The 25540-nt window shown below is 54.1% G+C and carries 18 protein-coding genes; 14 read left to right on the top strand and 4 right to left on the bottom strand.

Features of this window, described 5'->3' with window-relative positions; genetic code table 11:
• Window positions 1–81 precede the first annotated feature (81 nt).
• The 3 genes from gntR to gntU all read left to right on the top strand — a co-directional run bounded on the left by gntR (window position 82) and on the right by gntU (window position 3083).
• Window positions 82–1077, top strand: a complete 996-nt coding sequence (gene gntR, locus NMC31_RS18365) for a gluconate operon transcriptional repressor GntR (RefSeq protein WP_015962646.1) — start codon at window positions 82–84, stop codon at window positions 1075–1077.
• Window positions 1078–1212: 135 nt separating this feature from the next.
• Window positions 1213–1746: a gluconokinase gene (gntK, locus tag NMC31_RS18360; RefSeq protein ID WP_149464120.1), complete on the top strand. Its 534-nt coding sequence runs from the start codon at window positions 1213–1215 to the stop codon at window positions 1744–1746.
• Window positions 1743–3083: a gluconate transporter gene (gene gntU / locus NMC31_RS18355; RefSeq protein WP_108476565.1), complete on the top strand. Its 1341-nt coding sequence runs from the start codon at window positions 1743–1745 to the stop codon at window positions 3081–3083. Before gntK ends, gntU begins: the two co-directional genes overlap by 4 nt.
• 155 nt (window positions 3084–3238) lie before the next feature.
• Here the strand turns inward: gntU and NMC31_RS18350 are convergent, their stop codons facing one another.
• Window positions 3239–3832 (bottom strand): YhgN family NAAT transporter, encoded by a 594-nt coding sequence (locus tag NMC31_RS18350; RefSeq protein WP_108476567.1) that lies wholly within the window; start codon window positions 3830–3832, stop codon window positions 3239–3241.
• 231 nt (window positions 3833–4063) lie between these two features.
• Here NMC31_RS18350 and asd point away from each other — a divergent pair, with 231 nt between their 5' ends.
• The 8 genes from asd (at window position 4064) to NMC31_RS18310 (ending at window position 17178) form a co-directional block, all read left to right on the top strand.
• Window positions 4064–5170 (top strand): aspartate-semialdehyde dehydrogenase, encoded by a 1107-nt coding sequence (gene asd, locus NMC31_RS18345; RefSeq protein WP_253898755.1) that lies wholly within the window; start codon window positions 4064–4066, stop codon window positions 5168–5170.
• Window positions 5171–5428: 258 nt separating this feature from the next.
• Window positions 5429–7615 carry a 1,4-alpha-glucan branching enzyme gene (gene glgB, locus NMC31_RS18340; protein ID WP_149464122.1) on the top strand — a complete coding sequence of 729 codons (2187 nt, stop codon included), beginning with the start codon at window positions 5429–5431 and terminating at the stop codon, window positions 7613–7615.
• Window positions 7612–9588, top strand: coding sequence for a glycogen debranching protein GlgX (glgX, locus tag NMC31_RS18335; RefSeq protein ID WP_253898754.1), 1977 nt, complete (start codon window positions 7612–7614; stop codon window positions 9586–9588). The genes glgB and glgX overlap by 4 nt, the downstream gene beginning before the upstream one ends.
• 55 nt (window positions 9589–9643) lie before the next feature.
• The gene (gene glgC, locus NMC31_RS18330; protein WP_149464124.1) at window positions 9644–10939 is read left to right on the top strand and encodes a glucose-1-phosphate adenylyltransferase; all 1296 of its coding nucleotides are present in this window, start codon (window positions 9644–9646) and stop codon (window positions 10937–10939) included.
• Window positions 10939–12372, top strand: coding sequence for a glycogen synthase GlgA (gene glgA / locus NMC31_RS18325; protein WP_253898753.1), 1434 nt, complete (start codon window positions 10939–10941; stop codon window positions 12370–12372). The genes glgC and glgA overlap by 1 nt, the downstream gene beginning before the upstream one ends.
• Before the next feature lie 17 nt (window positions 12373–12389).
• The gene (gene glgP / locus NMC31_RS18320) at window positions 12390–14837 is read left to right on the top strand and encodes a glycogen phosphorylase (protein WP_253898752.1); all 2448 of its coding nucleotides are present in this window, start codon (window positions 12390–12392) and stop codon (window positions 14835–14837) included.
• A gap of 126 nt (window positions 14838–14963) precedes the next feature.
• Complete coding sequence (locus tag NMC31_RS18315; protein WP_253898751.1) at window positions 14964–16460, top strand: PstS family phosphate ABC transporter substrate-binding protein; 1497 nt, start codon at window positions 14964–14966, stop codon at window positions 16458–16460.
• 4 nt (window positions 16461–16464) lie between these two features.
• On the top strand, window positions 16465–17178 hold the full coding sequence (locus tag NMC31_RS18310; RefSeq protein WP_253898750.1) for a YbbD family protein: 714 nt from the start codon (window positions 16465–16467) through the stop codon (window positions 17176–17178).
• Window positions 17179–17435: 257 nt separating this feature from the next.
• Here NMC31_RS18310 and glpD read toward each other — a convergent pair whose 3' ends face one another.
• Entirely contained in the window at window positions 17436–18944 is a 1509-nt protein-coding gene (gene glpD / locus NMC31_RS18305; protein ID WP_253898749.1) for a glycerol-3-phosphate dehydrogenase, read from the bottom strand.
• Between the two features lie 201 nt (window positions 18945–19145).
• Here glpD and glpE point away from each other — a divergent pair, with 201 nt between their 5' ends.
• From glpE to NMC31_RS18290, 3 genes are read left to right on the top strand one after another with little or no spacing between them, the layout of a single operon-like run.
• Window positions 19146–19475 (top strand): thiosulfate sulfurtransferase GlpE, encoded by a 330-nt coding sequence (glpE, locus tag NMC31_RS18300; protein WP_253898748.1) that lies wholly within the window; start codon window positions 19146–19148, stop codon window positions 19473–19475.
• 56 nt (window positions 19476–19531) lie between these two features.
• Complete coding sequence (gene glpG, locus NMC31_RS18295; RefSeq protein WP_253898747.1) at window positions 19532–20362, top strand: rhomboid family intramembrane serine protease GlpG; 831 nt, start codon at window positions 19532–19534, stop codon at window positions 20360–20362.
• Window positions 20363–20380: 18 nt separating this feature from the next.
• Complete coding sequence (locus NMC31_RS18290) at window positions 20381–21145, top strand: DeoR/GlpR family transcriptional regulator (RefSeq protein ID WP_149464132.1); 765 nt, start codon at window positions 20381–20383, stop codon at window positions 21143–21145.
• Between the two features lie 87 nt (window positions 21146–21232).
• Here the strand turns inward: NMC31_RS18290 and NMC31_RS18285 are convergent, their stop codons facing one another.
• Together NMC31_RS18285 and malT are read right to left on the bottom strand one after the other, a co-directional pair.
• Window positions 21233–22591: a glycoside-pentoside-hexuronide (GPH):cation symporter gene (locus tag NMC31_RS18285; protein WP_253898746.1), complete on the bottom strand. Its 1359-nt coding sequence runs from the start codon at window positions 22589–22591 to the stop codon at window positions 21233–21235.
• A gap of 187 nt (window positions 22592–22778) precedes the next feature.
• A complete protein-coding gene (gene malT / locus NMC31_RS18280) occupies window positions 22779–25484 on the bottom strand; it encodes an HTH-type transcriptional regulator MalT (protein WP_253898745.1) in 2706 nt (901 codons plus the stop codon).
• Window positions 25485–25540: the final 56 nt, after the last annotated feature.

Below are 25540 nucleotides of genomic sequence, written 5' to 3'. Positions count from 1 at the left end.
AACCTCCCCAATCAACCGGGGAGGTTCTTTTGTCTCCGTGGTAAACTGAGAGGATGTTTCACTTTTATTTCTCTCAGGACGATGAAAAAGAAAAGACCCGTACTTCAGGATGTGGCCGATCGCGTTGGCGTGACCAAAATGACGGTCAGCCGTTTCTTACGCAATCCGGAGCAGGTCTCCGTCGCACTGCGAGGTAAAATTGCTCAGGCCCTGGATGAGCTGGGTTATATTCCTAATCGTGCCCCCGATATTCTCTCCAATGCGACCAGCCGTGCGGTTGGCGTTCTCCTTCCTTCCTTAACCAACCAGGTTTTCGCTGAAGTGCTTCGCGGCATTGAAAGTGTGACCGACGCCTATGGTTATCAGACGATGCTTGCGCACTACGGCTATAAACCGGAACTGGAGCAGGAGCGTCTGGAATCGATGTTGTCGTGGAATATTGACGGCCTGATCCTTACCGAGCGTTCGCATACGCCGCGTACTCTGAAGATGATCGAAGTTGCAGGCATTCCGGTTGTCGAACTGATGGACAGCAAATCGCCATGCCTGGACATCGCGGTTGGTTTCGATAACTTCGAAGCCGCGCGGCAGATGACGGCGGCGATTATTGCACGCGGCCATCGGCATATCGCCTATCTTGGCGCGCGTCTCGATGAACGTACTATCATCAAACAGAAGGGTTACGAGCAGGCGATGCTTGACGCCGGGTTAGTGCCTTACAGCGTGATGGTCGAGCAGTCATCCTCATACTCGTCTGGGATTGAGCTGATGCGCCAGGCGCGTCGCGAATATCCGCAGCTTGACGGCATCTTCTGTACCAACGATGACCTTGCGGTGGGCGCATCCTTTGAGTGCCAGCGTCTGGGCTTACGTATTCCTGATGATATCGCCATCGCCGGTTTCCACGGTCATGACATTGGGCAAGTGATGGAACCCCGCCTGGCAAGCGTCCTGACGCCGCGTGAGCGGATGGGGCGCATTGGCGCGGAACGCCTGTTAGCGCGGATCCGAGGTGAAGCAGTTACGCCTAAAATGTTAGATTTAGGTTTCACTTTGTCACCGGGCGGTTCAATTTAGCCCTGACAAATTTGAACTAGATCACACATATTCATTTCCGGCACGAATGGTGATTGCTTCTCCACTGGTCCGGCATGACAATGTTACCGATAACAGTTACCCGTAACAAATTCTTGTGTCCAGCAGGAGGACGCTTTGAGCACGACTAATCATGATCACCATGTCTACGTTCTGATGGGCGTATCTGGCAGTGGTAAATCCGCAGTCGCCAGTGAAGTGGCGCATCGACTGAATGCCGCGTTTCTTGATGGCGATTTCCTTCATCCGCGTTGCAACATCGTCAAAATGTCCTCCGGCGAACCGCTGAACGACGACGACCGTAAACCGTGGCTGCAAGCGCTGAACGACGCCGCATTCGCCATGCAACGTACTAACAAAGTTTCCCTGATTGTCTGCTCTGCGCTGAAAAAAGCGTACCGCGACATTCTGCGTGAAGGTAACCCGAATCTCTCCTTCGTGTACCTGAAAGGCGATTTCGATCTGATCGAAAGCCGTTTGAAGGCGCGCAAAGGTCACTTCTTCAAAACGCAAATGCTGGTGACGCAGTTCGAAACGCTGCAGGAACCGAATGCGGATGAACGTGATGTGCTGGTGGTTGATATCGATCAGCCGCTGGAAGGCGTTATCAACAGTACTATTGAAGTGATTAACAAAGGCAGTAACGCGTGACAACTTTAACGCTGGTTTTAACAGCAGTAGGCTCTGTTCTGCTGCTGTTGTTTTTAGTCATGAAGGCGCGTATGCACGCCTTCCTGGCTTTGATGGTGGTTTCTATTGGTGCAGGTCTTTTCTCGGGTATGCCGCTGATTAAGATCGCGCAAACCATGGAAAAAGGGATGGGCGGTACGCTGGGCTTCCTGGCTATCGTGGTCGCGCTGGGCGCGATGTTCGGCAAAATTCTGCATGAAACGGGCGCAGTCGATCAGATTGCCGTCAAAATGCTGAAATCTTTTGGCCACAACCGCGCGCACTATGCGATTGGCCTGGCGGGTCTGATTTGTGCACTGCCGCTGTTCTTCGAAGTGGCGATTGTGCTTCTGATTAGCGTCGCGTTCTCTATGGCGCGTCACACCGGGACGAACCTGGTGAAACTGGTGATTCCTCTGTTTGCCGGTGTTGCGGCAGCGGCGGCGTTCCTGCTGCCTGGGCCTGCACCGATGCTGCTGGCTTCCCAGATGCACGCCGATTTCGGCTGGATGATCCTGATTGGTCTGTGCGCGGCGATCCCGGGCATGATCATCGCCGGCCCGCTGTGGGGCAACTTTATCAGCCGCTACGTTGAGCTGAGCATTCCGGAAGACATCACCGAGCCGCACCTGGGCGAAGGCAAAATGCCATCGTTCGGTTTCAGCCTCGCGTTGATTTTGCTGCCGCTGGTTCTGGTTGGCCTGAAAACCATTGCGGCGCGTTTTGTCGCTGAAGGTTCTACCGCATACGAATGGTTTGAATTTATCGGTCACCCCTTCACCGCAATCCTGATTGCGTGTCTGGTTGCTATTTATGGCCTGGCGTATCGTCAGGGTATGGCGAAAGACAAAGTGATGGAAATCTGTGGTCACGCGCTGCAACCTGCGGGCATTATCCTGCTGGTTATCGGTGCAGGCGGCGTGTTCAAACAGGTTCTGGTTGACTCCGGCGTGGGCCCGGCACTGGGCGAAGCGCTGACCGGTATGGGTCTGCCGATTGCGCTGACCTGCTTCATCCTGGCGGCTGCGGTACGTATCATTCAGGGTTCCGCCACGGTTGCTTGTCTGACGGCGGTGGGTCTGGTGATGCCGGTAATTGAGCAGTTGAACTACAACGGCGCGCAGATGGCGGCACTCTCTATCTGTATCGCGGGCGGCTCGATTGTGGTCAGCCACGTGAACGATGCTGGTTTCTGGCTGTTCGGTAAATTCACCAACGCCACCGAAGCACAGACGCTGAAAACCTGGACCATGATGGAAACCATCCTCGGTACCGTGGGCGCGATTGTCGGTATGATTGCGTTTACCCTGCTGAGCTAGGTTTTACAGAACGTTATTGCGAAAGGGCTTCCTGATGGAAGCCCTTTTTTATTGGCGAAAATGCCCGGTGGCGCTTCGCTTGCCGGGCCTGCGGGGTGGCGAAATTGTTGTAGGCTGGGTAAGGCGTAGCCGCCACCCGGCTTCGGTCCGGGCTATCAGCCCTTCATCCACATCCGAATGCCGTCCAGGAACATCTGGGTTGCCATCATTACCAGAATCAGCCCCATCAGGCGCTCCAGTGCGTTCACGCCTTTCTCGCCCAGCAGTCGTAAGAACAGCGACGATTGCAGCAGAATCGCTACCGTGCCGCCCCAGGCAATCAGTAACGCGATAACGAGGTGGCTTATATTGTTGGGATATTGATGCGAGAGCAGCATTAACGTCGCCAGAAGGGTCGGCCCGGCGACCAGCGGAATGGCGAGCGGCACAATAAACGGCTCTTCACCCGCCGGTAAACCGGAACTATTTTCGGAACTACTCGGAAATATCATCTTAATGGCAATCAAAAACAGAATGATGCCGCCAGAGATAGAAACCGTTTCGGCACGCAGGTTCAAAAAGGCCAAAATCTTCTCGCCGGCGAACAGGAAAATCAGCATGACGAGAAGTGCGATTAAAAGCTCACGTATCATGATCGCCCTGCGGCGCCTGGGTTCCGTGTGTTTTAATACCGACATAAAAATCGGCAAGTTTCCTAATGGATCCATAATCAGGATCAACAAAACGGATGCAGAAAAGATTTCATTCATAACCTAAATTCCCTGATAATCATTGCGGATTTTCTGCTAAACACGTAGCCGATGGAAAGGTTTCCGAAGTGGCGCGTGTTGGCTCCCAAAATGGGGGTAATAAGTTGCATTTCTGATTGCTTTGCAATCATTGATTAATTTCACTTGCGACTTTGGCTGCTTTTTGTAATGTGAAGGATGTCGCACCGGATCTGGTGGCATTAACAGCACATCTCTGCAGGAAAAAACGTTATGAAAAATGTTGGTTTTATCGGCTGGCGTGGAATGGTCGGCTCTGTACTCATGCAACGCATGGTGGAAGAGCGCGATTTTGACGCCATTCGCCCGGTCTTCTTCTCCACCTCCCAGCTTGGGCAGGCGGCGCCGTCTTTTGGCACCACCACCGGTGGTACGCTGCAGGATGCTTACGATCTTGACGCGCTGAAGGCCCTGGACATTATTGTCACCTGCCAGGGCGGCGATTATACCAACGAAATCTATCCAAAGCTTCGTGAAAGCGGCTGGCAGGGCTACTGGATTGACGCGGCTTCTTCGCTGCGCATGAAAGATGATGCCATTATCATTCTTGACCCGGTCAACCAGAAAGTCATCACCGATGGCCTGAACAACGGTGTGAAAACCTTTGTGGGCGGCAACTGCACCGTCAGCCTGATGCTGATGTCCTTAGGCGGCCTGTTCGCTAACGACCTGGTGGAGTGGGCGTCCGTTGCTACTTATCAGGCGGCTTCCGGCGGCGGTGCGCGTCATATGCGTGAACTGCTGACCCAAATGGGCCAACTGCACAATCACGTCGCCGATGAACTGGCGAACCCGGCTTCCGCTATTCTCGATATCGAACGCAAAGTCACCGCGCTGACGCGCAGTGGCGATCTGGCGGTCGATAACTTCTGTGTACCGCTGGCAGGTAGCCTGATCCCGTGGATCGACAAACAGCTCGATAACGGCCAGAGCCGTGAAGAGTGGAAAGGCCAGGCCGAGACCAACAAAATCCTCGCTACGCCGTCCACCATCCCGGTTGACGGCCTGTGTGTCCGTGTCGGCGCGCTGCGTTGTCACAGCCAGGCCTTCACGCTGAAACTAAAAAAAGATATTTCTATCGCCACCGTTGAAGAGCTGCTGGCGGCTCACAACCCGTGGGCGAAAGTCATCCCGAACGATCGTGACATCACCATGCGCGAGCTGACCCCAGCGGCGGTCACCGGCACGCTGACCACGCCGGTTGGGCGTTTGCGTAAACTGAACATGGGGCCGGAGTATCTCTCCGCCTTCACTGTCGGTGACCAGTTATTGTGGGGGGCAGCAGAACCGCTGCGCCGCATGCTGCGCCAGCTGGCTTAATATTCTCAGGGGGGCTTTATGCCCCCCTGTTTACATCTGATAGGTTTTGCGTACTACAAGGAGTAAACGCGAATGTATTCATTTTTCTCTGAGGTTAAATAAAGCGTTGGCTATGCTGTAAGCAAGGTTCCATATTTGTGACCTTGGCTGAAGGTTGGGCGGTGCAGAGAGGAAGCACATTGTGCTGTGCCGTGCAGGTCAAAAATGTCGTCCACATAACTGGAACGAGACGACACTCATATAACAGGATGATGAACCATGTCCGATCGTATTGATAGAGACGTGATTAACGCGCTAATTGCTGGCCATTTTGCGGATCCTTTTTCCGTTTTGGGTATGCATAGTACCGAAGCAGGGCTGGAAGTCCGGGCGCTTTTACCTGATGCGACTGATGTCTGGGTTATCGAACCGAAAACCGGGCGTAAAGTCGGTAAGCTCGAGTGTTTAGACTCGCGCGGTTTCTTTTGCGGCGTTCTGCCGCGACGTAAAAATCCATTTCGTTATCAACTGGCGGTGGTTTGGCATGGTCAGCAGAATCTGATCGACGACCCTTATCGCTTCGGCCCGCTGCTGCAGGAGATGGACGCATGGCTGTTGTCTGAAGGCACGCACCTGCGTCCGTACGAGACGCTGGGTGCGCATGCCGACACAATGGACGGCGTTACCGGCACGCGTTTCTCGGTGTGGGCCCCGAATGCCCGTCGCGTCTCTGTGGTCGGGCAGTTCAACTACTGGGATGGTCGTCGTCATCCGATGCGTCTGCGTAAAGAAACGGGGATTTGGGAACTGTTTGTGCCCGGCGCACATAATGGTCAGCTCTATAAGTTTGAGATGATTGACGCACATGGTCAGCTTCGTATCAAAGCGGACCCCTACGCCTTCGAAGCCCAGATGCGCCCCGAAACGGCATCGCTGATTTGCGGCCTGCCGGAAAAAGTGGTGCAGACGGAAGAGCGTAAGAAAGCAAATGGCTTCGATGCGCCGATTTCCATTTATGAAGTGCATCTCGGTTCCTGGCGTCGCCATACGGATAACAACTTCTGGCTGAGCTATCGTGAGCTGGCAGACCAGTTAGTGCCTTACGCTAAATGGATGGGCTTCACCCATCTGGAGCTGCTGCCTGTTAACGAGCATCCGTTCGACGGAAGCTGGGGCTACCAGCCAACCGGATTATACGCACCGACGCGCCGTTTCGGTACGCGCGAAGATTTCCGTTACTTTATCAATGCCGCGCACGCTGCCGGTCTGAACGTGATTCTCGACTGGGTGCCTGGCCATTTCCCGTCGGATGACTTTGCGCTGGCGGAGTTCGATGGCACCAAACTCTACGAACATGATGACCCGCGTGAAGGCTACCATCAGGACTGGAATACCCTGATTTACAACTATGGCCGCCGTGAAGTCAGCAACTATCTGACGGGTAATGCGCTGTACTGGATAGAACGCTTTGGCATCGATGCACTGCGCGTGGATGCGGTAGCTTCCATGATCTACCGCGACTATAGCCGTAAAGAGGGCGAGTGGATCCCCAATGAATTTGGTGGCCGCGAAAACCTGCAAGCGATTGAATTCCTGCGCAATACCAACCGCGTGCTGGGTGAGCAGGTACCCGGTGCGGTAAGTATGGCAGAAGAGTCGACCGATTTTCCCGGCGTTTCGCGCCCGCAGGAAACCGGCGGCCTGGGTTTCTGGTACAAGTGGAATCTGGGCTGGATGCACGACACGCTCGACTACATGAAGCTTGACCCGGTCTATCGTCAGTATCATCACGACAAAATGACCTTTGGGCTGCTTTATAACTACACGGAAAACTTCGTGCTGCCTCTGTCGCATGATGAAGTCGTCCACGGCAAGAAATCGATTCTCGACCGTATGCCGGGCGATGCCTGGCAGAAGTTTGCCAACCTGCGCGCCTACTACGGCTGGCTCTTCGCCTTCCCGGGTAAAAAGCTGCTGTTTATGGGCAATGAGTTTGCTCAGGGGCGCGAGTGGAACCACGACGGCAGTCTCGACTGGCATCTGCTGGAAGGCGGCGACAACTGGCACCACGGTGTTCAGCGTTTGGTTCGCGACCTGAACCACACTTATCGCCACCATAAAGCGCTGCACGAGCTGGATTTTGACCCGTACGGCTTCGAATGGCTGGTGGTCGATGACCACGCGCGTTCGGTCTTTATCTTTGTGCGTCGTGATAAGCAAGGCAATGAGCTGATCGTCGCCAGTAACTTTACGCCGGTGCCGCGCCATGATTATCGCTTTGGTATCAATCAGCCGGGTAGCTGGCGAGAAGAGCTGAATACTGATTCGGCACACTATCACGGCAGTAATGCCGGGAATGGCGGCGTGGTGCACAGTGACCATATTGCCAGCCACGGTCGTGAGCACTCCCTGAGCCTGACGCTGCCGCCGCTGTCGACTATCTGGCTGGTCCGGGAGGGGGAATGACCGTACTCGCAGCAGGAACACCCACGCCGTTAGGCGCGCGCTATGACGGCAAGGGCGTGAATTTCACGCTCTTCTCTGCCCATGCTGAGCGGGTGGAACTCTGCGTGTTCGATGCGCAGGGCAACGAGTCGCGCTACGACTTACCTGCGCGCAGTGGTGATGTCTGGCACGGATATCTGCCAAAAGCGCGCCCGGGGCTGCGTTATGGCTATCGCGTCCACGGGCCGTGGGACCCCGCGCAGGGCCACCGCTTTAACCCGGCGAAACTGCTTATCGACCCATGCTGCTTTCGGGTCGATGGCACGCTGAACGATGATCCAACCCTGCACGGCGGGCATCAGCAGCCGGATAACAGCGACAGTGCAGCGATCGCGCCGAAATCGGTCGTGGCTGCGCTGGATTATCAGTGGGAAGACGACGCACCACCGCGTACCGCGTGGGGCAAAACCGTCATCTACGAAGCGCATGTAAAGGGGCTGACCTATCGCCATCCGGGGATTCCGCAGGAAATTCGCGGCACCTACAAAGCACTCGCTCACCCGGTGATGCTTAACTACTTCAAGACGTTGGGTATTACCGCGCTGGAGCTGATGCCAGTAGCGCATTTTGCCAGCGAACCGCGCCTGCAACGCATGGGGCTAAGCAATTACTGGGGCTACAACCCGATGGCGATGTTTGCCCTCGACCCGCGCTACGCCAGTTCGCCCGAGCGCGCGCTGGATGAATTTCGCGATGCCATAAAAGCGCTGCACCGCGCCGGAATTGAAGTGATTCTTGACGTTGTGCTGAACCACAGCGCGGAGATTGACCTTGATGGTCCGACCTTCTCGCTGCGCGGAATTGATAACTGTAGCTATTATTGGATCAGGGAAGATGGTGATTACCATAACTGGACGGGGTGTGGAAACACGCTCAACCTCAGTCATTCTGGCGGCGTGGAGTATGCCCGTCAGTGCCTGCGTTTTTGGGTAGATGTCTGCCATGTTGATGGTTTTCGCTTCGATTTAGCGACCATTATGGGGCGTACGCCGGAATTTCGTCAGGATGCGCCACTGTTTGAAGCCATTAAACACGACCCGGTTCTGTCTGCGGTGAAGCTGATTGCTGAGCCGTGGGATATCGGGATGGGCGGTTATCAGGTGGGTAATTTCCCGCCGCCGTTTGTGGAATGGAACGACCATTTTCGCGATGCAATGCGCCGTTTTTGGTTGCAGGAAAATCTCTCGTTGGGCGAGTTTGCCCAACGTTTTGCCGCCTCCAGCGACGTTTTTGCGCGAGGGGGGCGTAGCCCGTCGGCTGCGGTGAATCTGGTGACGGCGCACGATGGCTTCACGCTGCGTGACTGCGTTTGCTTCAATAATAAGCATAACGAAGCCAATGGTGAGGAAAATCGCGACGGCACTAGCAATAACCATAGCAATAATCATGGTATAGAAGGATTAGGTGGTAACCTGGACATTATTGAGCGCCGTCGGGCCAGTGTACATGCGCTGCTCACAACGCTACTGCTGTCTCAGGGGACACCGATGCTGCTGGCCGGTGACGAACATGGTCATAGCCAGCACGGTAATAACAACGCCTACTGCCAGGACAATCCGTTGACCTGGCTGGATTGGGAAAACGCCAATGCCGGGCTTACCGCATTTACCGCCGCGCTGATTCATCTGCGCCAGACCATCCCTGCCTTAACGCAGGATACCTGGTGGCAGGAGGGAGACGGCAATGTGCAGTGGCTCAATCAACATGCGCAACCGCTGCATCCTGATGAGTGGCAAAACGGCGTAAGGCGGATGCAAGTTCTGCTTTCCCATCGCTGGCTTATTACGCTCAATGCGACGCACGACGTGGCTACACTCGTTTTACCTGAGGGGGAGTGGCGTGCTGTTCCCCCCTTCGCCGGAGAGGATAATCCGGTCGTCATGGCTGTCTGGCATGGGCCCGCGCACGGAGTGTGCGTATTTCAAAGGTCATAGGCTCTGAAACATTCCGCAGATAGCGGATGAAGACGAGCAACAAAAGGAGTTAATCATGGTTAGGCTGGAAAAAAACGATCCCTTAATGCTGGCGCGCCAGTTACCGAATAAAACGGTTGCGCTGATCCTCGCGGGTGGCCGCGGCACGCGCTTAAAAGATCTCACCATCAAGCGTGCGAAACCGGCGGTGCACTTTGGCGGGAAATTCCGCATCATCGACTTTGCGCTGTCGAACTGCATCAACTCAGGGATTCGTCGTATTGGCGTGATTACGCAGTATCAGTCACACACGCTCGTACAACACATCCAGCGCGGCTGGTCCTTCTTTAGCGAAGAGATGAACGAGTTTGTCGATCTTCTGCCGGCGCAGCAGCGCGTACACGGCGAAAACTGGTATCGCGGTACCGCCGATGCGGTAACCCAGAACCTCGACATCATCAATCGCTATAAAGCGGAATATGTGGTGATCCTCGCGGGCGACCACATCTACAAACAAGATTACTCGCGCATGCTTATCGACCACGTCGAAAAAGGCGCGCGCTGCACCGTGGCGTGTATGCCAGTGCCCATTGAAGAAGCAACGGCATTTGGCGTTATGGCGGTAGACGAAAGTGAGAAGATAATCGACTTCGTCGAGAAACCGGCTAATCCACCGGCCATGCCCAACGACCCGAGCAAATCCCTCGCCAGTATGGGTATCTATGTCTTTGATGCTGAATATCTTTATGAGCTGCTTAAAGAAGACGATCTGGACGAAAACTCCAGCCACGACTTCGGCAAAGATATCATCCCGAAAATCACCAAAGCTGGCATGGCTTATGCACATCCTTTCCCACTCTCCTGCGTACAGTCTGACCCTAATGCAGAACCGTACTGGCGTGATGTAGGTACGCTGGAAGCGTACTGGAAAGCGAACCTTGACCTGGCGTCCGTCACGCCCGAACTAGACATGTATGACCAGAACTGGCCGATTCGTACCCATATGGAATCTCTGCCGCCGGCGAAGTTCGTTCAGGACCGCTCCGGTAGCCATGGGATGACCCTGAACTCGCTGGTCTCCGGCGGCTGCATTATTTCAGGTTCCGTCGTGGTGCAATCCGTCCTGTTCCCGCGTGTGCGCGTGAACTCGTTCTGTAACATTGATTCGGCAGTTTTATTACCGGATGTTTGGGTTGGCCGTTCATGCCGCTTACGCCGTTGCGTTATCGACCGCGCCTGCGTTATTCCGGAAGGAATGGTGATTGGTGAGAATGCGGAAGACGATGCACGCCGTTTTTACCGCTCGGAAGAGGGGATTGTGCTGGTAACGCGTGACATGCTGCGCAAATTGCAGGTCAAACAGGAGCGATAATGCAGGTTTTACATGTTTGTTCAGAGATGTTCCCGTTACTGAAAACTGGCGGTCTGGCTGATGTTATTGGCGCGCTGCCTGCAGCGCAAATTGCTGATGGAACGGATACGCGCGTGCTGTTACCAGGTTTTCCGGATATCCGCCGGGGCATCACGGATGCGCAGGTCGTTACGCGCCGTCAGACGTTTGCCGGGCCGATTACGCTGCTGTTCGGGCATTTTAACGGCGTGGGCATTTACCTGATCGACGCGCCGCATTTGTATGACCGCCCGGGGAGCCCGTACCACGATACTAACCTGCATGCCTATACCGATAACGTTCTGCGCTTTGCGCTGCTGGGGTGGGTAGGCTGCGAGATGGCTTGCGGGCTTGATCCGTTCTGGCGTCCGGAAGTGGTGCACGCGCACGACTGGCATGCGGGCCTGGCCCCGGCTTACCTGGCGGCGCGTGGTCGCCCGGCGAAGTCGGTGTTTACGGTGCATAACCTGGCTTACCAGGGCATGTTCTATGCGCATCACATGAATGACATTGATCTGCCGTGGTCGTTCTTCAACATGCACGGGCTGGAGTTTAACGGCCAGATTTCGTTCCTGAAAGCAGGGCTCTACTACGCCGATCACATCACGGCGGTGAGCCCAACCTATGCACGAGAGATTACCGAACCACAGTTTGCTTACGGCATGGAAGGATTGCTGCGCCAGCGCCACCAGGAAGGCCGTCTTTCCGGCATCCTGAATGGCGTGGATGACAACGTATGGAGTCCGGAAAAGGACATACTGCTGGCGTCGCGATATAACCGCGATACTCTTGAGGAGAAAGCGGAGAACAAACGCCAGCTACAAATTGCGATGGGCCTTAATGTTAACGATAAAGTGCCGCTTTTTGCCGTTGTCAGCCGATTAACCAGCCAGAAGGGGCTGGATCTTGTTCTGGAAGCTCTACCGGGTTTGCTGGAACAAGGCGGGCAACTGGCGCTACTGGGGGCCGGCGATCCTGTTCTGCAGGAAGGCTTCCTTGCGGCTGCGGCAGAGCATCCGGGGCAGGTTGGCGTCCAGATCGGCTATCACGAAGCCTTCTCGCACCGCATTATGGGCGGCGCGGACGTCATCCTCGTGCCGAGCCGTTTTGAGCCTTGCGGCTTAACGCAGCTCTATGGCCTGAAGTACGGCACGTTACCGCTTGTGCGTCGTACCGGTGGCCTGGCGGATACGGTCTCAGACAGTTCGCTGGAAAACCTGGCCGATGGCGTCGCCAGTGGTTTTGTCTTTGAGGACAGTAATGCCTGGTCGCTATTGCGAGCCATCCGGCGTGCTTTCGTGTTGTGGTCTCGCCCATCGCTCTGGCGCTATGTTCAGCGTCAGGCGATGAGCGTGGATTTTAGCTGGCAAGTCGCGGCGCGCTCTTACCGCGAGCTTTATCAACGCTTGATGTAATCACAGGAACCATTTCTATGAATGCGCCATTTAGCTATGCATCACCGACTCTTAGCGTTGAGGCTCTCAAGCACTCTATTGCCTATAAGCTGATGTTCACAATTGGGAAAGATCCGGCCATTGCCAACAAACATGAGTGGCTGAACGCCACGCTGTTTGCGGTGCGTGACCGCATGGTGGAGCGCTGGTTGCGCTCCAACCGCGCACAACTTTCTCAGGAAACGCGGCAGGTTTATTACCTGTCGATGGAGTTTTTGATTGGCCGCACCCTTTCCAACGCGCTGTTATCCCTCGGCATCTATGAAGATGTCAAAAACGCGCTGGAAGGGATGGGGTTAGACCTTGAAGAGTTGATTGACGAAGAAAACGACCCAGGGCTCGGCAACGGCGGCTTAGGCCGACTGGCGGCCTGCTTCCTGGATTCCCTCGCTACCCTTGGTCTACCAGGGCGCGGCTACGGCATCCGCTACGACTACGGCATGTTCCGCCAGAATATCGTCGATGGTCGCCAGAAAGAATCGCCGGATTACTGGCTGGAATACGGTAACCCGTGGGAGTTCGAACGTCATAACACCCGCTACAAAGTGCGCTTTGGCGGCCGTATCCAGCAGGAAGGCAAAAAGAGCCGCTGGGTCGAAACCGAAGAAATTATCGCCGAAGCCTACGACCAAATCATTCCTGGCTATGACACCGACGCGACCAACACGCTGCGTCTGTGGAGCGCTCAGGCGAGCAGTGAAATCAACCTCGGTAAATTTAACCAGGGTGATTACTTCGCGGCGGTGGAAGACAAAAACCACTCGGAAAACGTCTCCCGCGTTCTCTACCCGGATGACTCCACCTATTCGGGCCGCGAACTGCGTCTGCGTCAGGAGTATTTCCTCGTTTCCGCGACCATTCAGGATATTTTAAGCCGTCACTACCAGTTGCATAAAACCTATGCCAACCTGGCGGATAAAATCGCGATTCACCTCAACGACACCCATCCGGTGCTGTCGATTCCTGAGCTGATGCGCCTGTTAATTGATGAGCACAAATTCAGCTGGGATGACGCGTTTGAGGTGACCTGCCAGGTCTTCTCTTACACCAACCACACGCTGATGAGCGAAGCGCTGGAAACCTGGCCGGTCGACATGCTCGGTAAGATTCTGCCACGTCACTTGCAAATCATCTTTGAAATCAACGACTACTTCCTTAAAACCCTGCAAGAGCAATACCCGCAGGATATGGGGCTGCTAAGCCGTACCTCCATCATTGATGAATCTAACGGGCGCCGCGTGCGCATGGCCTGGCTTGCGGTCGTCGCCAGCCACAAGGTGAACGGTGTGTCTGAATTGCACTCCAATCTAATGGTGCAATCACTGTTTGCTGACTTCGCGACCATCTTCCCTATGCGCTTTACCAACGTCACCAACGGCGTCACGCCGCGCCGCTGGCTGGCGCTGGCGAACCCGTCGCTGTCAGAAGTGCTGGATGAGAACATTGGCCGCACCTGGCGTACCGACCTTAGCCAGCTGAGTGACCTCGAACAGCATATCGATTACCCGACGGTAAATCAGGCAGTACATCGCGCCAAGCTGGAAAACAAAAAACGGCTGGCGGCGGCGATTGCCCAACATCTCAATGTGGTGGTCAACCCGAACGCGCTGTTTGATGTGCAGATTAAGCGTATCCACGAATACAAACGTCAGTTAATGAACGTGCTGCACGTGATAACACGATACAACCGTATCAAAGCTGACCCGACGGCGGAGTGGGTACCGCGTGTGAACATCTTTGCCGGAAAGGCGGCGTCGGCGTACTACATGGCGAAGCACATCATCCACCTGATCAACGATGTTGCCAATGTGATCAACAACGATCCGCAAATTGGCGACAAGCTGAAAGTGGTATTTGTGCCGAACTACAGCGTCAGTCTCGCGCAGGTGATCATTCCGGCGGCCGATCTCTCCGAGCAGATCTCGCTGGCAGGAACGGAAGCGTCCGGTACCAGTAACATGAAGTTTGCGCTTAATGGTGCGTTGACCATTGGTACGCTGGATGGCGCAAACGTCGAGATGCAGGAGAAAGTGGGCGAAGACAATATCTTCATCTTCGGTAACACCGCTGAAGAGGTGGAGGAGTTGCGTCGTAACGGCTACAAACCGCGTGACTACTACGAACAGGATGAAGAGCTGCATCAGGTGCTGACGCAAATCGGCAGCGGGCTGTTCAGCCCGGAGGAGCCGGGACGTTACCGCGACCTGGTCGATTCTCTGATCAACTTCGGCGACCACTATCAGGTGTTGGCGGATTACCGTAGCTATATCGATACGCAGGATAAAGTCGATGAGCTTTACCGTAACCCGGAGGAGTGGACGACCAAAGCGATGCATAACATCGCCAATATGGGCTACTTCTCGTCAGACCGTACCATCCAGGAATACGCCAAAAATATCTGGCATATTGATCCGGTGAGATTGTAATTCACTAAAAATGCGAAGGGGCCTGAAGGCCCCTTTTTTACGTGCATATTTCGGAAAAGTGCGTGGGGCGTAAGTAGTTTGTCGTGAGTTACAATTGCCTTTTCGCAGGGAAATGCGGATTGCACAATGAAAAACATAAAATGGATATTTCTGTCTCTGATCATGGCTTTTATCGGTGTGCCCATTCTGGCGCACTGCCTGGCATTATTCTGTGGACTCTGTGTTGCCATTATCGCTTATGTTTTAGAGGGGCTTGGTCTGGCAAAAGAGACGGATGGGCTTCCTTCCGCATTGCTGCTGCTCGCCGTTTGCAATCTGATGTTTTTAGGTGGTCGCATTTGGTCCAGAGATAACGCGCCGGAAGAGAACCTCATCTGGCGGCACGTGATTCTGTTGCTGCCCGCGCTCCTGGCATTGTTGGGGTGGATTTACGCACTACATCAGGCCGGCCTCCGTTTTTACACGATGGGTAGTGGAACACTCGCCGTATTGTTCCCCTGGATGGGGATTCATATCGTTACACTTGTCTGCCAATGGTACTGGGGAAGTCTGCTGATACCGGTTTGTTCGCAGCTAAGCTTTACGCTCGGCTATGGCTGGTCGTTCAGGCGGTGTTTCTTCACAAACAAAGCTGGCATCTGCCGAAGCATCATTCTTTTTCTTATCGCCTTAGCCTCAACTTACGCGGCGTACCAGGCGTGGCAGCAGCAACTCAAATATCCCAACGTTATTTATGAAGAGCGTGATACCCGCAACTACCGGCCTGATAAATGGCATAACGAACTCATCCCGCTTCAGGGCGAGCCCGCGTTACAAGTCACCCACAACTGGCCGCGGATGGACGGCGCGACGGCGGGCTATCCTCTCTATGCGTCTGCGTTTTATGCGCTTAACGTCTTACCGAAACGGTTTGATGAGCAGAAATACCTGCTCAATTCGCGCACGCCGAGTGCCTGGGAAAATATTATCAAAGGCAATGTCGATATTATTTTCGTCGCACAGCCTTCTGCCGGACAGAAATCAGATGCGCAGAAAATGGGCGTTAAGTTGACCTACACACCGCTCGCACGTGAAGCGTTTGTCTTTATCGTCAACAAAAACAACCCCATTAACAGCCTCACCACTGAGCAGGTCCGCGATATTTTCAGCGGCAAAATTACCAACTGGCAACAGGTCGGCGGTCTGGATGTGGAAATTGAGCCCTGGCAGCGGCCCGAGGGGTCAGGTAGCCAGACCGTCATGCTGGCGAAGGTCATGAAGGGGATGCCAATGCTCAAACCCAGGGAGATGAAGGTTGCTAACCAAATGGGCGAACTGTTGGATGTGGTGGCGCAATATCAGGATACCCCCGGCGCGATTGGTTACACCTTCCGTTATTACGCCACGCAGATGCATGCCCGTGAGGGCGTCAAACTGCTGGCGATTAATGGCATTGCCCCCACGGCTGAGAACATCCACAACGAAGTTTATCCCTGGGTCGCACGTGTTTACATGGTTACTCAGGAAAACCCAACTACGGAAACTCAGAAAGTAGTCGAGTGGTTTTTAAGCCCACAGGGACAAAGGCTGGTGCAGGATGTGGGGTATGTGCCGATGTATGAAGCACTCGCTAACTCAGGGTAGTAACATGGAATCAGTTGATAGATTATTTGCCGACCTCGTTGGCACCGATCCCTACACTGGCGTTGAAATCACCATTGCCAATTGCGAATCAGGATATTGGGATGAGGATATGGTTCCACGCCTGATTAATCAGGCACTGGACGAAGGGGAAAAGTTTGTTGGTGTAGCAGGACTTGATGGCTTGCACCGTTATGATGTCACTCTGAATGTCGGTTTGTCCTCGAGTCATATCTGGCCTGGGTTTTCCCTCGACCCTGCGACTATCAGTCGGCTTTGTGCCAGCGGCGCTGAGTTTGGTTTTGATCCTTATATTAGCGATGTGCCTGATATCGCGTGTGAACTCAACACAACAGATGACTTTACCGTTTATTTCTCGGCAATGAAAAATCCTGATGAGCGAACAATCATTGCCTGCCGCCCACTTAGGGAATGCACCTCCTGGATTGAGGATATATACACTCATTGGGTCTTCAGAGATGCGCTAAAATTTCATGGGGATAACAGCCTGCGCGGATTCCGCAAGAAGCTGGCGACGCTGACGTACTACTGCCGTAATTACTCTTCAACAAACTGTATGGATGAAGGATGCCGCACCTGTGAGGATAACTGTGTTCGCCCCAGTTTTTCTTTGTCGCGCAGTACCCTCATTAGGCTGAATGCCGCTAATGCGAGCTTTGTGTATATACCCTTTACGCGCTCACAAAAGCGGAGGACGTAATATGCAACCCAGTCCCGCTATGCTTAATCTGATTGAACAGATTTATCACACCTTTCGTCGGTACGGTACCTAAACAATTTGTGGTGTGCTTGAAGACTGCCTCAATAAACAACAGCAAAAGGCGCTACAGCTAACCTCGCTACGCGCCATCCCTTATGCATTATTAAATGACTGGATGATTGATGAGTGTTTATGCGCGATGTCAGATTTGTAGCAGAGACAACGCCGGGTACGGCAACGCCTTACCCGGCATTCTGTTAAGACGCCAGCGACAGTTCACGCTTTCCCGCGTTTTGCAGCAGCCATTGTGCTACGCGTGACTGCTGTTCCGCGTTCAGCCACATTCCCTGCTTAGTCCTGCGCCACAGCGCGTCATCGGCGCGTCGAACCCATTCATGTTCAACCAGATAACGCAGTTCGGCTTCATAAAACTCATGACCGAAATCTTCGCCTAAATCAGCCACGCTTTTCGCCTGGCCCAGTAACAACTCGCTGTTACTGCCGTAGGTGCGGGCGAAGTGGCGTGCCAGCGATTCACTGATAAACGGATAGCGGCGGCGAAGCGTTGCCGCGTAGTCGTCGCGATCGCCGTTAATGTCACCACCGGGCAGCGTCGCGCTTTTGGTCCATGCCGGGCCGATATTTTTGTAATACGGCGCCAGTTTCTCCAGCGCGTGCTCTGCCAGCTTGCGATAGGTAGTGAGCTTTCCGCCGAACACCGACAGAAGCGGGGCCTGGTTATCGACGTCGTGTACGTCCAGCGTGTAGTCGCGGGTAATGGCCTGCGGTGAATCTGATTCATCATCGCACAGCGGACGAACACCAGAGTAAGTCCAGACGATATCGTCGCGCCCCAGCTGTTTTTTAAAGTGCGCGTTATAGACCTTCAGCAAATAGCTGATTTCCCCTTCGTCGATTTCGACATTCTTCGGATCGCCGTGATACTCCTGGTCAGTGGTACCGATAATCGAAAACTCATCCATCCACGGGATAACGAACACAATACGCTTATCTTCGTTTTGCAGGATGTAGGCCTGTTTCTGCGTATGCACGCGCGGCACCACAATGTGGCTGCCTTTGATCAGGCGAATACCGTAAGGCGACGGAAGATGCATGCCGTCATCGAAGAACTGTTTCACCCACGGACCGGTGGCGTTGACCAGGCCACGCGCCTGCCAGGTGTATTTTTTACCGGTATCGATGTCTTCCGCTTCCACAATCCACAGGCCATTTTCACGGCGAGCAGAGGTGGCGCGGGTGCGAGTCAGTACCTCGCCACCTTTACGCGCTACCATTTGCGCGTTGGCGAGTACCAGGCGCGCATCGTCGACCCAGCAGTCGGAATATTCGAATCCGCGCACGATTTCCGGTTTGAGGACCGACTCTGCGCCAAAACGCAAACCAGTCGAGCTCGGCAGGCTGGTGCGTTTGCCCAGGTGATCGTACATAAACAAACCAATGCGGATCATCCACGCCGGACGCAGATGCGGGCGATGCGGCAGACGAAAGCGCATCGGGAAGGCGATATGGGGTGCCATTTTTAACAGCACTTCCCGTTCGGCGAGCGCTTCGCTCACCAGGCGGAATTCATAGTGTTCAAGGTAGCGCAGGCCGCCGTGGATGAGCTTAGAACTGGCGCTGGAGGTGGCGCACGCCAGATCCTGCGCTTCCAGCATCAAAACGGACAATCCGCGCCCGGCGGCATCCGCTGCGATCCCTGCGCCGTTGATCCCGCCACCTATCACAATCAGATCTTTGGTTTCCATGCTCGCTACCTCGTTCACTTTCGTTATAGCTCAATAATGCTCGATAACGAAAATAATAGCAAACAAACGCGCGTTCGGTAACATCAAAAAAACAATTTACAGTGATGTGTGTAACATATTGGCGTTTCACTGCCGTCAGGACGTACACTTGGCGGTAAAATGGCGTGAGTTCGCCCACCTGCAATAAAGAGAAGAGAAACCATGGAACAGTTTGTGTGTATCAATGTAGAAGAAGCGCACCAGAAGTTACGCCAGCAGACCGCCGTGCTGGTCGATATTCGTGACCCGCAGAACTATGCGCTGGGCCACACGCCGGGTGCGTTTCATCTGACCAACGATACGCTGGGCGCGTTTATGCGCGACAATGATTTTGACACGCCGGTGATGGTGATGTGCTATCACGGCAACAGCAGCAAGGGCGCGGCGCAATATCTTCTACAGCAGGGCTACGATGAAGTGTATAGCGTGGACGGCGGCTTCGATGCCTGGCATCGCCACTTCCCGGCAGAGGTTGAGCACATCGCGCTTTAGGCATTTGAATGCGATGTTATACTGTCCCCCTTTGTGTGGAATAAGCGACCCTCTGCATGTTGATGATTACCTCTTTTACGAATCCGCGCGTCGCCCAGGCCTTTGTGGACTACATGGCGACGCAGGGTGTTATCCTGACAATACAACAACATACTCAGAGTGATGTGTGGCTCGCCGATGAAAGCCAGGCCGAGCGCGTGCGCGCCGAGTTGAACCGTTTTCTGGAAAACCCGGCAGACCCGCGTTATCTGGCGGCGAGCTGGCAATCGGGCCACACCAACAGTGGGCTGCACTATCGTCGTTTCCCGTTCCTCGAAACGCTGAAGGCCAATGCCGGTCCGGTGACCATGGCGGTGATGATCGCCTGTATTCTGGTTTTTGTCCTGATGAACGTGGTGGGCGATCAGGCCGTGATGATGTGGCTGGCCTGGCCCTATGACAGCTCGGTGCAGTTTGAAGCCTGGCGTTACTTCAGCCACGCACTCATGCACTTCTCGGTGCTGCATATTCTGTTTAACCTGCTGTGGTGGTGGTATCTCGGCGGGGCGGTGGAGAAACGCATCGGCAGCGGTAAACTGGTGGTGATCACCGCGATCAGCGCGCTGTTGAGCGGTTTTATCCAGCACCAGTTTAGTGGCCCCTGGTTTGGTGGGCTGTCTGGCGTGGTGTATGCGCTGATGGGGTACGTCTGGCTGCGCGGTGAGCGCGACCCGGACAGCGGTATTTACCTGCAGCGCGGGTTGATTATCTTTTCGTTGGTCTGGCTGGTTGCCGGTTGGTTTGATCTTTTTGGCATGTCGATTGCCAATGGCGCACATGTTACCGGCCTGGTGGTCGGTCTGGCGATGGCGTTTGTCGATACGCTAAATGCGCGAAAGCGCGCGTAATTTTTTCAGGGACTCACCATGAAACAAACACAACGTCATGACGCGATAATTGAGCTGGTCAAATTGCAGGGCTACGTCAGCACTGAAGAGCTGGTGGAGCACTTTTCCGTAAGCCCACAAACCATCCGCCGCGACCTGAACGACCTGGCGGAGCAGAAAATGATCCTGCGCCACCACGGCGGCGCGGCGCTACCTTCAAGTTCGGTAAACGCCTCGTGGCACGACCGAAAATCGACGCAGACGGCGGAGAAAGAGCGCATTGCCCGCAAGGTGGCCAGCGAAATCCCTAACGGCTCTACGCTGTTTATCGATATCGGTACCACGCCGGAAGCGGTCGCCCACGCTCTGCTCAATCATAGCGACCTGCGTATCGTCACCAATAACCTCAATGTGGCGAACACCCTGATGGTGAAAGAGGATTTCCGTATTATCCTCGCGGGCGGCGAATTGCGTAGCCGTGACGGTGGAATTATCGGTGAAGCTACGCTCGATTTTATCTCCCAGTTCCGCCTTGATTTCGGCATTCTGGGGATCAGCGGTATCGACAGCGACGGTTCGCTGCTTGAGTTTGATTACCATGAAGTGCGCACCAAGCGTGCAATCATTGAGAACTCGCGTCATGTGATGCTGGTGGTTGACCATTCTAAGTTTGGCCGCAACGCGATGGTGAATATGGGCAGTATCAGCATGGTGGATGCAGTCTACACAGATGTGTTGCCGCCGGATGGGGTAATGAAGGTGATTGCCGAACATAACATCCAGCTGGAGTTGTGCCGGGCGTAACGGTGAGAAGTGCCGGATGGCGCTTCGCTTATCCGGCCTACAAACAATCGGTAGGCCGGATAAGGCGTAGCCGCCATTCGGCATCGGTTACATCTGGAACTGCCCTTTGCTCAGGTCAGTCACGATGGTATTCATTTTGTCTTCCGTCAGTTGATAGTAGCGAATGGAAATCGCGGTAATCAGATAGAAGATAGCCGGTAACACGGTAAACAGAATCAGTACGCCGCGAATCGCTTCGGCGGATTGTTGCTCCACGCCTGCCTGGTAGCCGTAGAAAGCCAGGCCCCAGCCTGTTAACGCGCCACCAATTGCCACACCCAGTTTGATGATGAAAATATTCGCTGCGACGTTCATACCAGTAATACGACGCTGAGTTTTCCATTCGCCATAGTTGTTGGCATCGGTGATCATTGACCACTGCAGCGGAGCGTTAATACCCTGCAACACGTTCAGAATAATGTGCACGATAAATGCCGGCACCCAATATTCGCTCGGCAGCACGAGGAACAGCAAACCAATTAACGCACTCAGCGTGTTTACCCACACGGAGGCGCGAATTTTGCACACCTTTGAACCCAATGGTTTTGCGGCCAGGCTTCCGACCACCGCAGCAACCGTCGTCGCCAGCATAAATAGCGAAATAACGCTGCTACCCTGATTCAGAATATATTGCACGAAATAGACCAGCAAACTGCCACGCACCACCACACCGCACAGCATTGCCAGGTTATAAACCGACAGTATCCACCACTGATCGTTTTTTACCAGGATTTTCACATCGCGCAGAATATTGAGGTTCTCCTCTTTTACTGGCTCGATACGCTCTTTCGTGGTTATGAAGCAGATTAAGAACATGATGCAACCAATTACGCCGAATATCCCCATCGCCCATTGCATACCGCTTGCGCGATCGCCCGGTGCGAGGAAATCTGCCAGTGGCAGAATCAGCGCTGTCCCCATTGCACCACCGATTGGCGCAATAGCGAAACGCCAGGATTGCAGAGAGAGGTTTTCTGACGGGTCTGCGGTAATGGCCGCACCTAATGAGCAGTAAGGAATATTTATCGCGGTATACATCAGCGTCATAAATATATAGGCGATGACGGCGTAGATAATTTTTCCTGTCTGGTCAAAGTCTGGTGTGGAATAAACCAGAATACAGCTTACGGCAAACGGTACGCAGATAATTAATAACCAGGGGCGGAAGCGCCCCCAGCGACTTTTTGTCTGATCCGCAATTGCCCCCATAATGGGGTCGGTAATCGCATCCAGCACCCTCACGGCTAAAAATAGTGTCCCCATGACTGCCGGAGGTAAGCCATAAATATTAGTGTAGAAGTACGCCAGAATAGCAACTGAGGAATCAAAAACAATATGGCTTGCGGCATCGCCCAAACCAAATCCAAACTTCTCTTTAGCACCGACTTTTTCGGTTAATGCCGACATATAATCACCCTTTTATGACGTGCCAACTTGCAGTTGTAGTTATAAAAGGTGAGGCGAAGAAGAAATATTCTAATTTTTCACTTCTGATTTATGTTTCTTCTCTAATGTGACGTAGCTATCTCTTTTAAATAGTAAGTATCAACATACAATATATTTTGGTGATAATAATTTACCACCAAAATATATACTAAACGCCATATCCCATCATTTTCAGCAACTGTTGCGCGTGCTGTACTGCATCCTGACGATGCGCTACGCCCAGTTTCTGGTACAGATTACGGATATGCGTCTTGATGGTCGTGGCGGCGACGTCCAGTTCACCGGCAATCTGCTCATTGCTGTAACCCGAGTAGATAAGCCCCAGCACCTGCCATTCACGCTGAGTGAGCGGGCTGGTGCGGATAAGCTCCGGCACTTCCGGGTGATTCAGCAGACGTTCGACGAAGTTTTCATCAAAATGCGCAAACTTATGTCGATGGTGCTGATTGATTTCGCGCAGAATGCGCTGAGCGCGATGCTGATCGAGTTCCGGCAGCGTGTTGAGCTGAATAAGCTGACGCAACTGCTGCGCCATCGCCTCGCCCTCAATCACAAAGTGGCTGATAAATCCGGTGCGGTTGGCCAGCGTCAGCGCTTCCAGCAGGACGCGCTGGGCTTCATTTTTACGCCCGGCCTGCCAGAAAAGTTGATTCAATAACAGCAGGTTTCGGTTGAGATCGCTCATCAGACGCAGTGAACGTGCATTTTCGTTCAGCTCTTCCAGCACCATTTCAGCGGCATCAAATTCGCCGAGCAGGATCTGCACGCGGGCGATGTTGCGCCACTGGCTTTGCAGGAAGTGGTTATTGGCGAATGCCGGTTTTGGTGTATGGCGCAGCCAGTTGGCAGCAGATTTTTTGTCGCCGACCATTTGCCAGTAAATCACCCGCACTTTATCGGCGTTAGAGACCCAGTCGCTGTGATAGGGGCCATTTCCGAGTAAATTTTCCAGACGATTCAGGTGGCTGCGGGCATTGTCGAGATCGCCACGCGCCAGAGAGCATTGTACCAGCAGCGCCAGGCACTGAAGCTGCTGCTGTGGCTGATAGTTTACCAGCACGTCCATGCCGGTACGCGCAGTGGCTTCGGCTTCATCCAGACGCGCCCACGCCCACAGTAATTGCGCGCGAATACGCAACAGGAACTCGTGCATGGGCAGTTGTTCGAGGTGTTGATCGCGAATCAGCTGGAACGCTTTTTCCTGGCACTCCCAGGCGGCCTGTAAAAAGCCCTGGGCAAACAGAATTTCACTTTGCTGGATAAGGCTCCACAGCGCGTAATGCCAGACGTCATGACGGCGCGCCATCTGCTCCGTTTGCTGCATTACAGACAGCGACTGACCCAGTTGCCCTTTGCAGTGCAGCACTTCGCCGTGCACCGAGGTGGCGACGATGCGGCTGTAGAAACTAGCCAGCGGCAGCTCATCAAGGGCCACCATCGCCAGACGTTCGGCTTCTTCCGGGTCGCCATCGTTTATTGCTACCTGCGCGCGCAAAGCGTTGAAATCACCATGCAGGGCTTTGTCCATCTCGAAGTCCATCTCCTGCTCGGCACGTGCCAGCAGGGTATTAACTTCGCTATAGCGATGCTGGCTCTGCATTAGCCATGCCTGTAACAGCACCAGGCGCGGGTTTTCCAGCAGGCTTTTCCACGGCAGGGCCGAGAGCGACTCTTCCAGCAGCGCGAGTTCGCTGTGATGGAACAGACCCCAGGCGTGGTTCAGCAGAATATCGCGCAGCATTTTGGGGTCGCCCGCCGCAAGCGCGTGATGAATCGCCTCGCTCGGGAAGCCTTGCGCCATCCAGCTTTCGGCGGCGGCGCGATGTATATCGGGTAACTCTGTCGCCAGTTCCCACTGACAGCGCTGGCGCAGGAAGCTACAGAACAGCGGGTGATAGTTAAACCATTCACCGGAGTCATCCATACGTTGCAGGAACAGCCCCTGACGCTCAATTTCTTCCAGACGCATCTGGCCGTTTTCTTCGCCGGTGACACGAACAATGAGCGCGTCGTTCATCGAGCGCAGCAGCGAGCTTTTTAGCAGAAAATTCCGCGTCGCAGGCTCCACGTTATCCAGCACTTCATCGACCAGATAATCGGACAGATGGCTGGCATTAATGCCGGAGAGGCGGCGGGCGGAGTGCTGGGTGGCATTATTACGCTGACGCGCCGACAGGGCGATCAGCTGTAACGCCGTCGCCCAACCGGCAACGTCGTCACACAGACGGCTGCTCTCAGCAAGCTCGATAGGCGAGGTGAGGCGGCAGTCGAAGAATTGTTTAGTTTCACAGTGGTTAAAGGCCAGCTGTTGGCTACCGATTTCCAGTAGTTGGTCGCGCACGCGAAGGTTGGCGATACCCAACTGCGGTAAATTACGCGACAGAACAACTAACGTCAGGTTTTCCGGCTGATGGCGCAGGAAAAAACGCATGGCGTCATGGATCACCGGATTGGTGATCAGATGATAATCGTCAATCACCAGATACAACGGTTTCTGCCATTCGCTCAGCTCAACAAAAAGCTGAGAAAACAGTGAGGACAGGCTCGCATACTGGCGTTTTTGCACCATGTTTTCACTGGCGCTGCAATGGCCGCCCGTCGCCTGCTGAATCGCGGCGATAAGGTAGCTGGCGAACCGTTCCTGCTGGTTATCCCCTTCATCAAGGGAGTACCAGCCCAGTTCGTTTTTTCCCGCCGCCCACTGTGAAATGAGCGTCGTCTTGCCATAACCTGCAGGGCTGGTGATCAGCGCCAGACGATAATTGTTCGCGCCTGAAAGCTTCGCCAGCAGCCGTTCCCGAATCACTGTGTGTTCAAGACGGACGGGTCGACTTAATTTTGACGGAATCAACATAGCAATCACTTCACTGTGAGGAGAGAAAAATATTTTTTTAGGGCTCGTAATTAATC

This window comes from Pseudocitrobacter vendiensis (genome assembly GCF_943590815.1).
GTDB lineage: Bacteria > Pseudomonadota > Gammaproteobacteria > Enterobacterales > Enterobacteriaceae > Pseudocitrobacter > Pseudocitrobacter vendiensis.
Note: the sequence above shows the minus strand (reverse complement) of the source record. Positions and strands in the feature narration are given on the sequence as shown.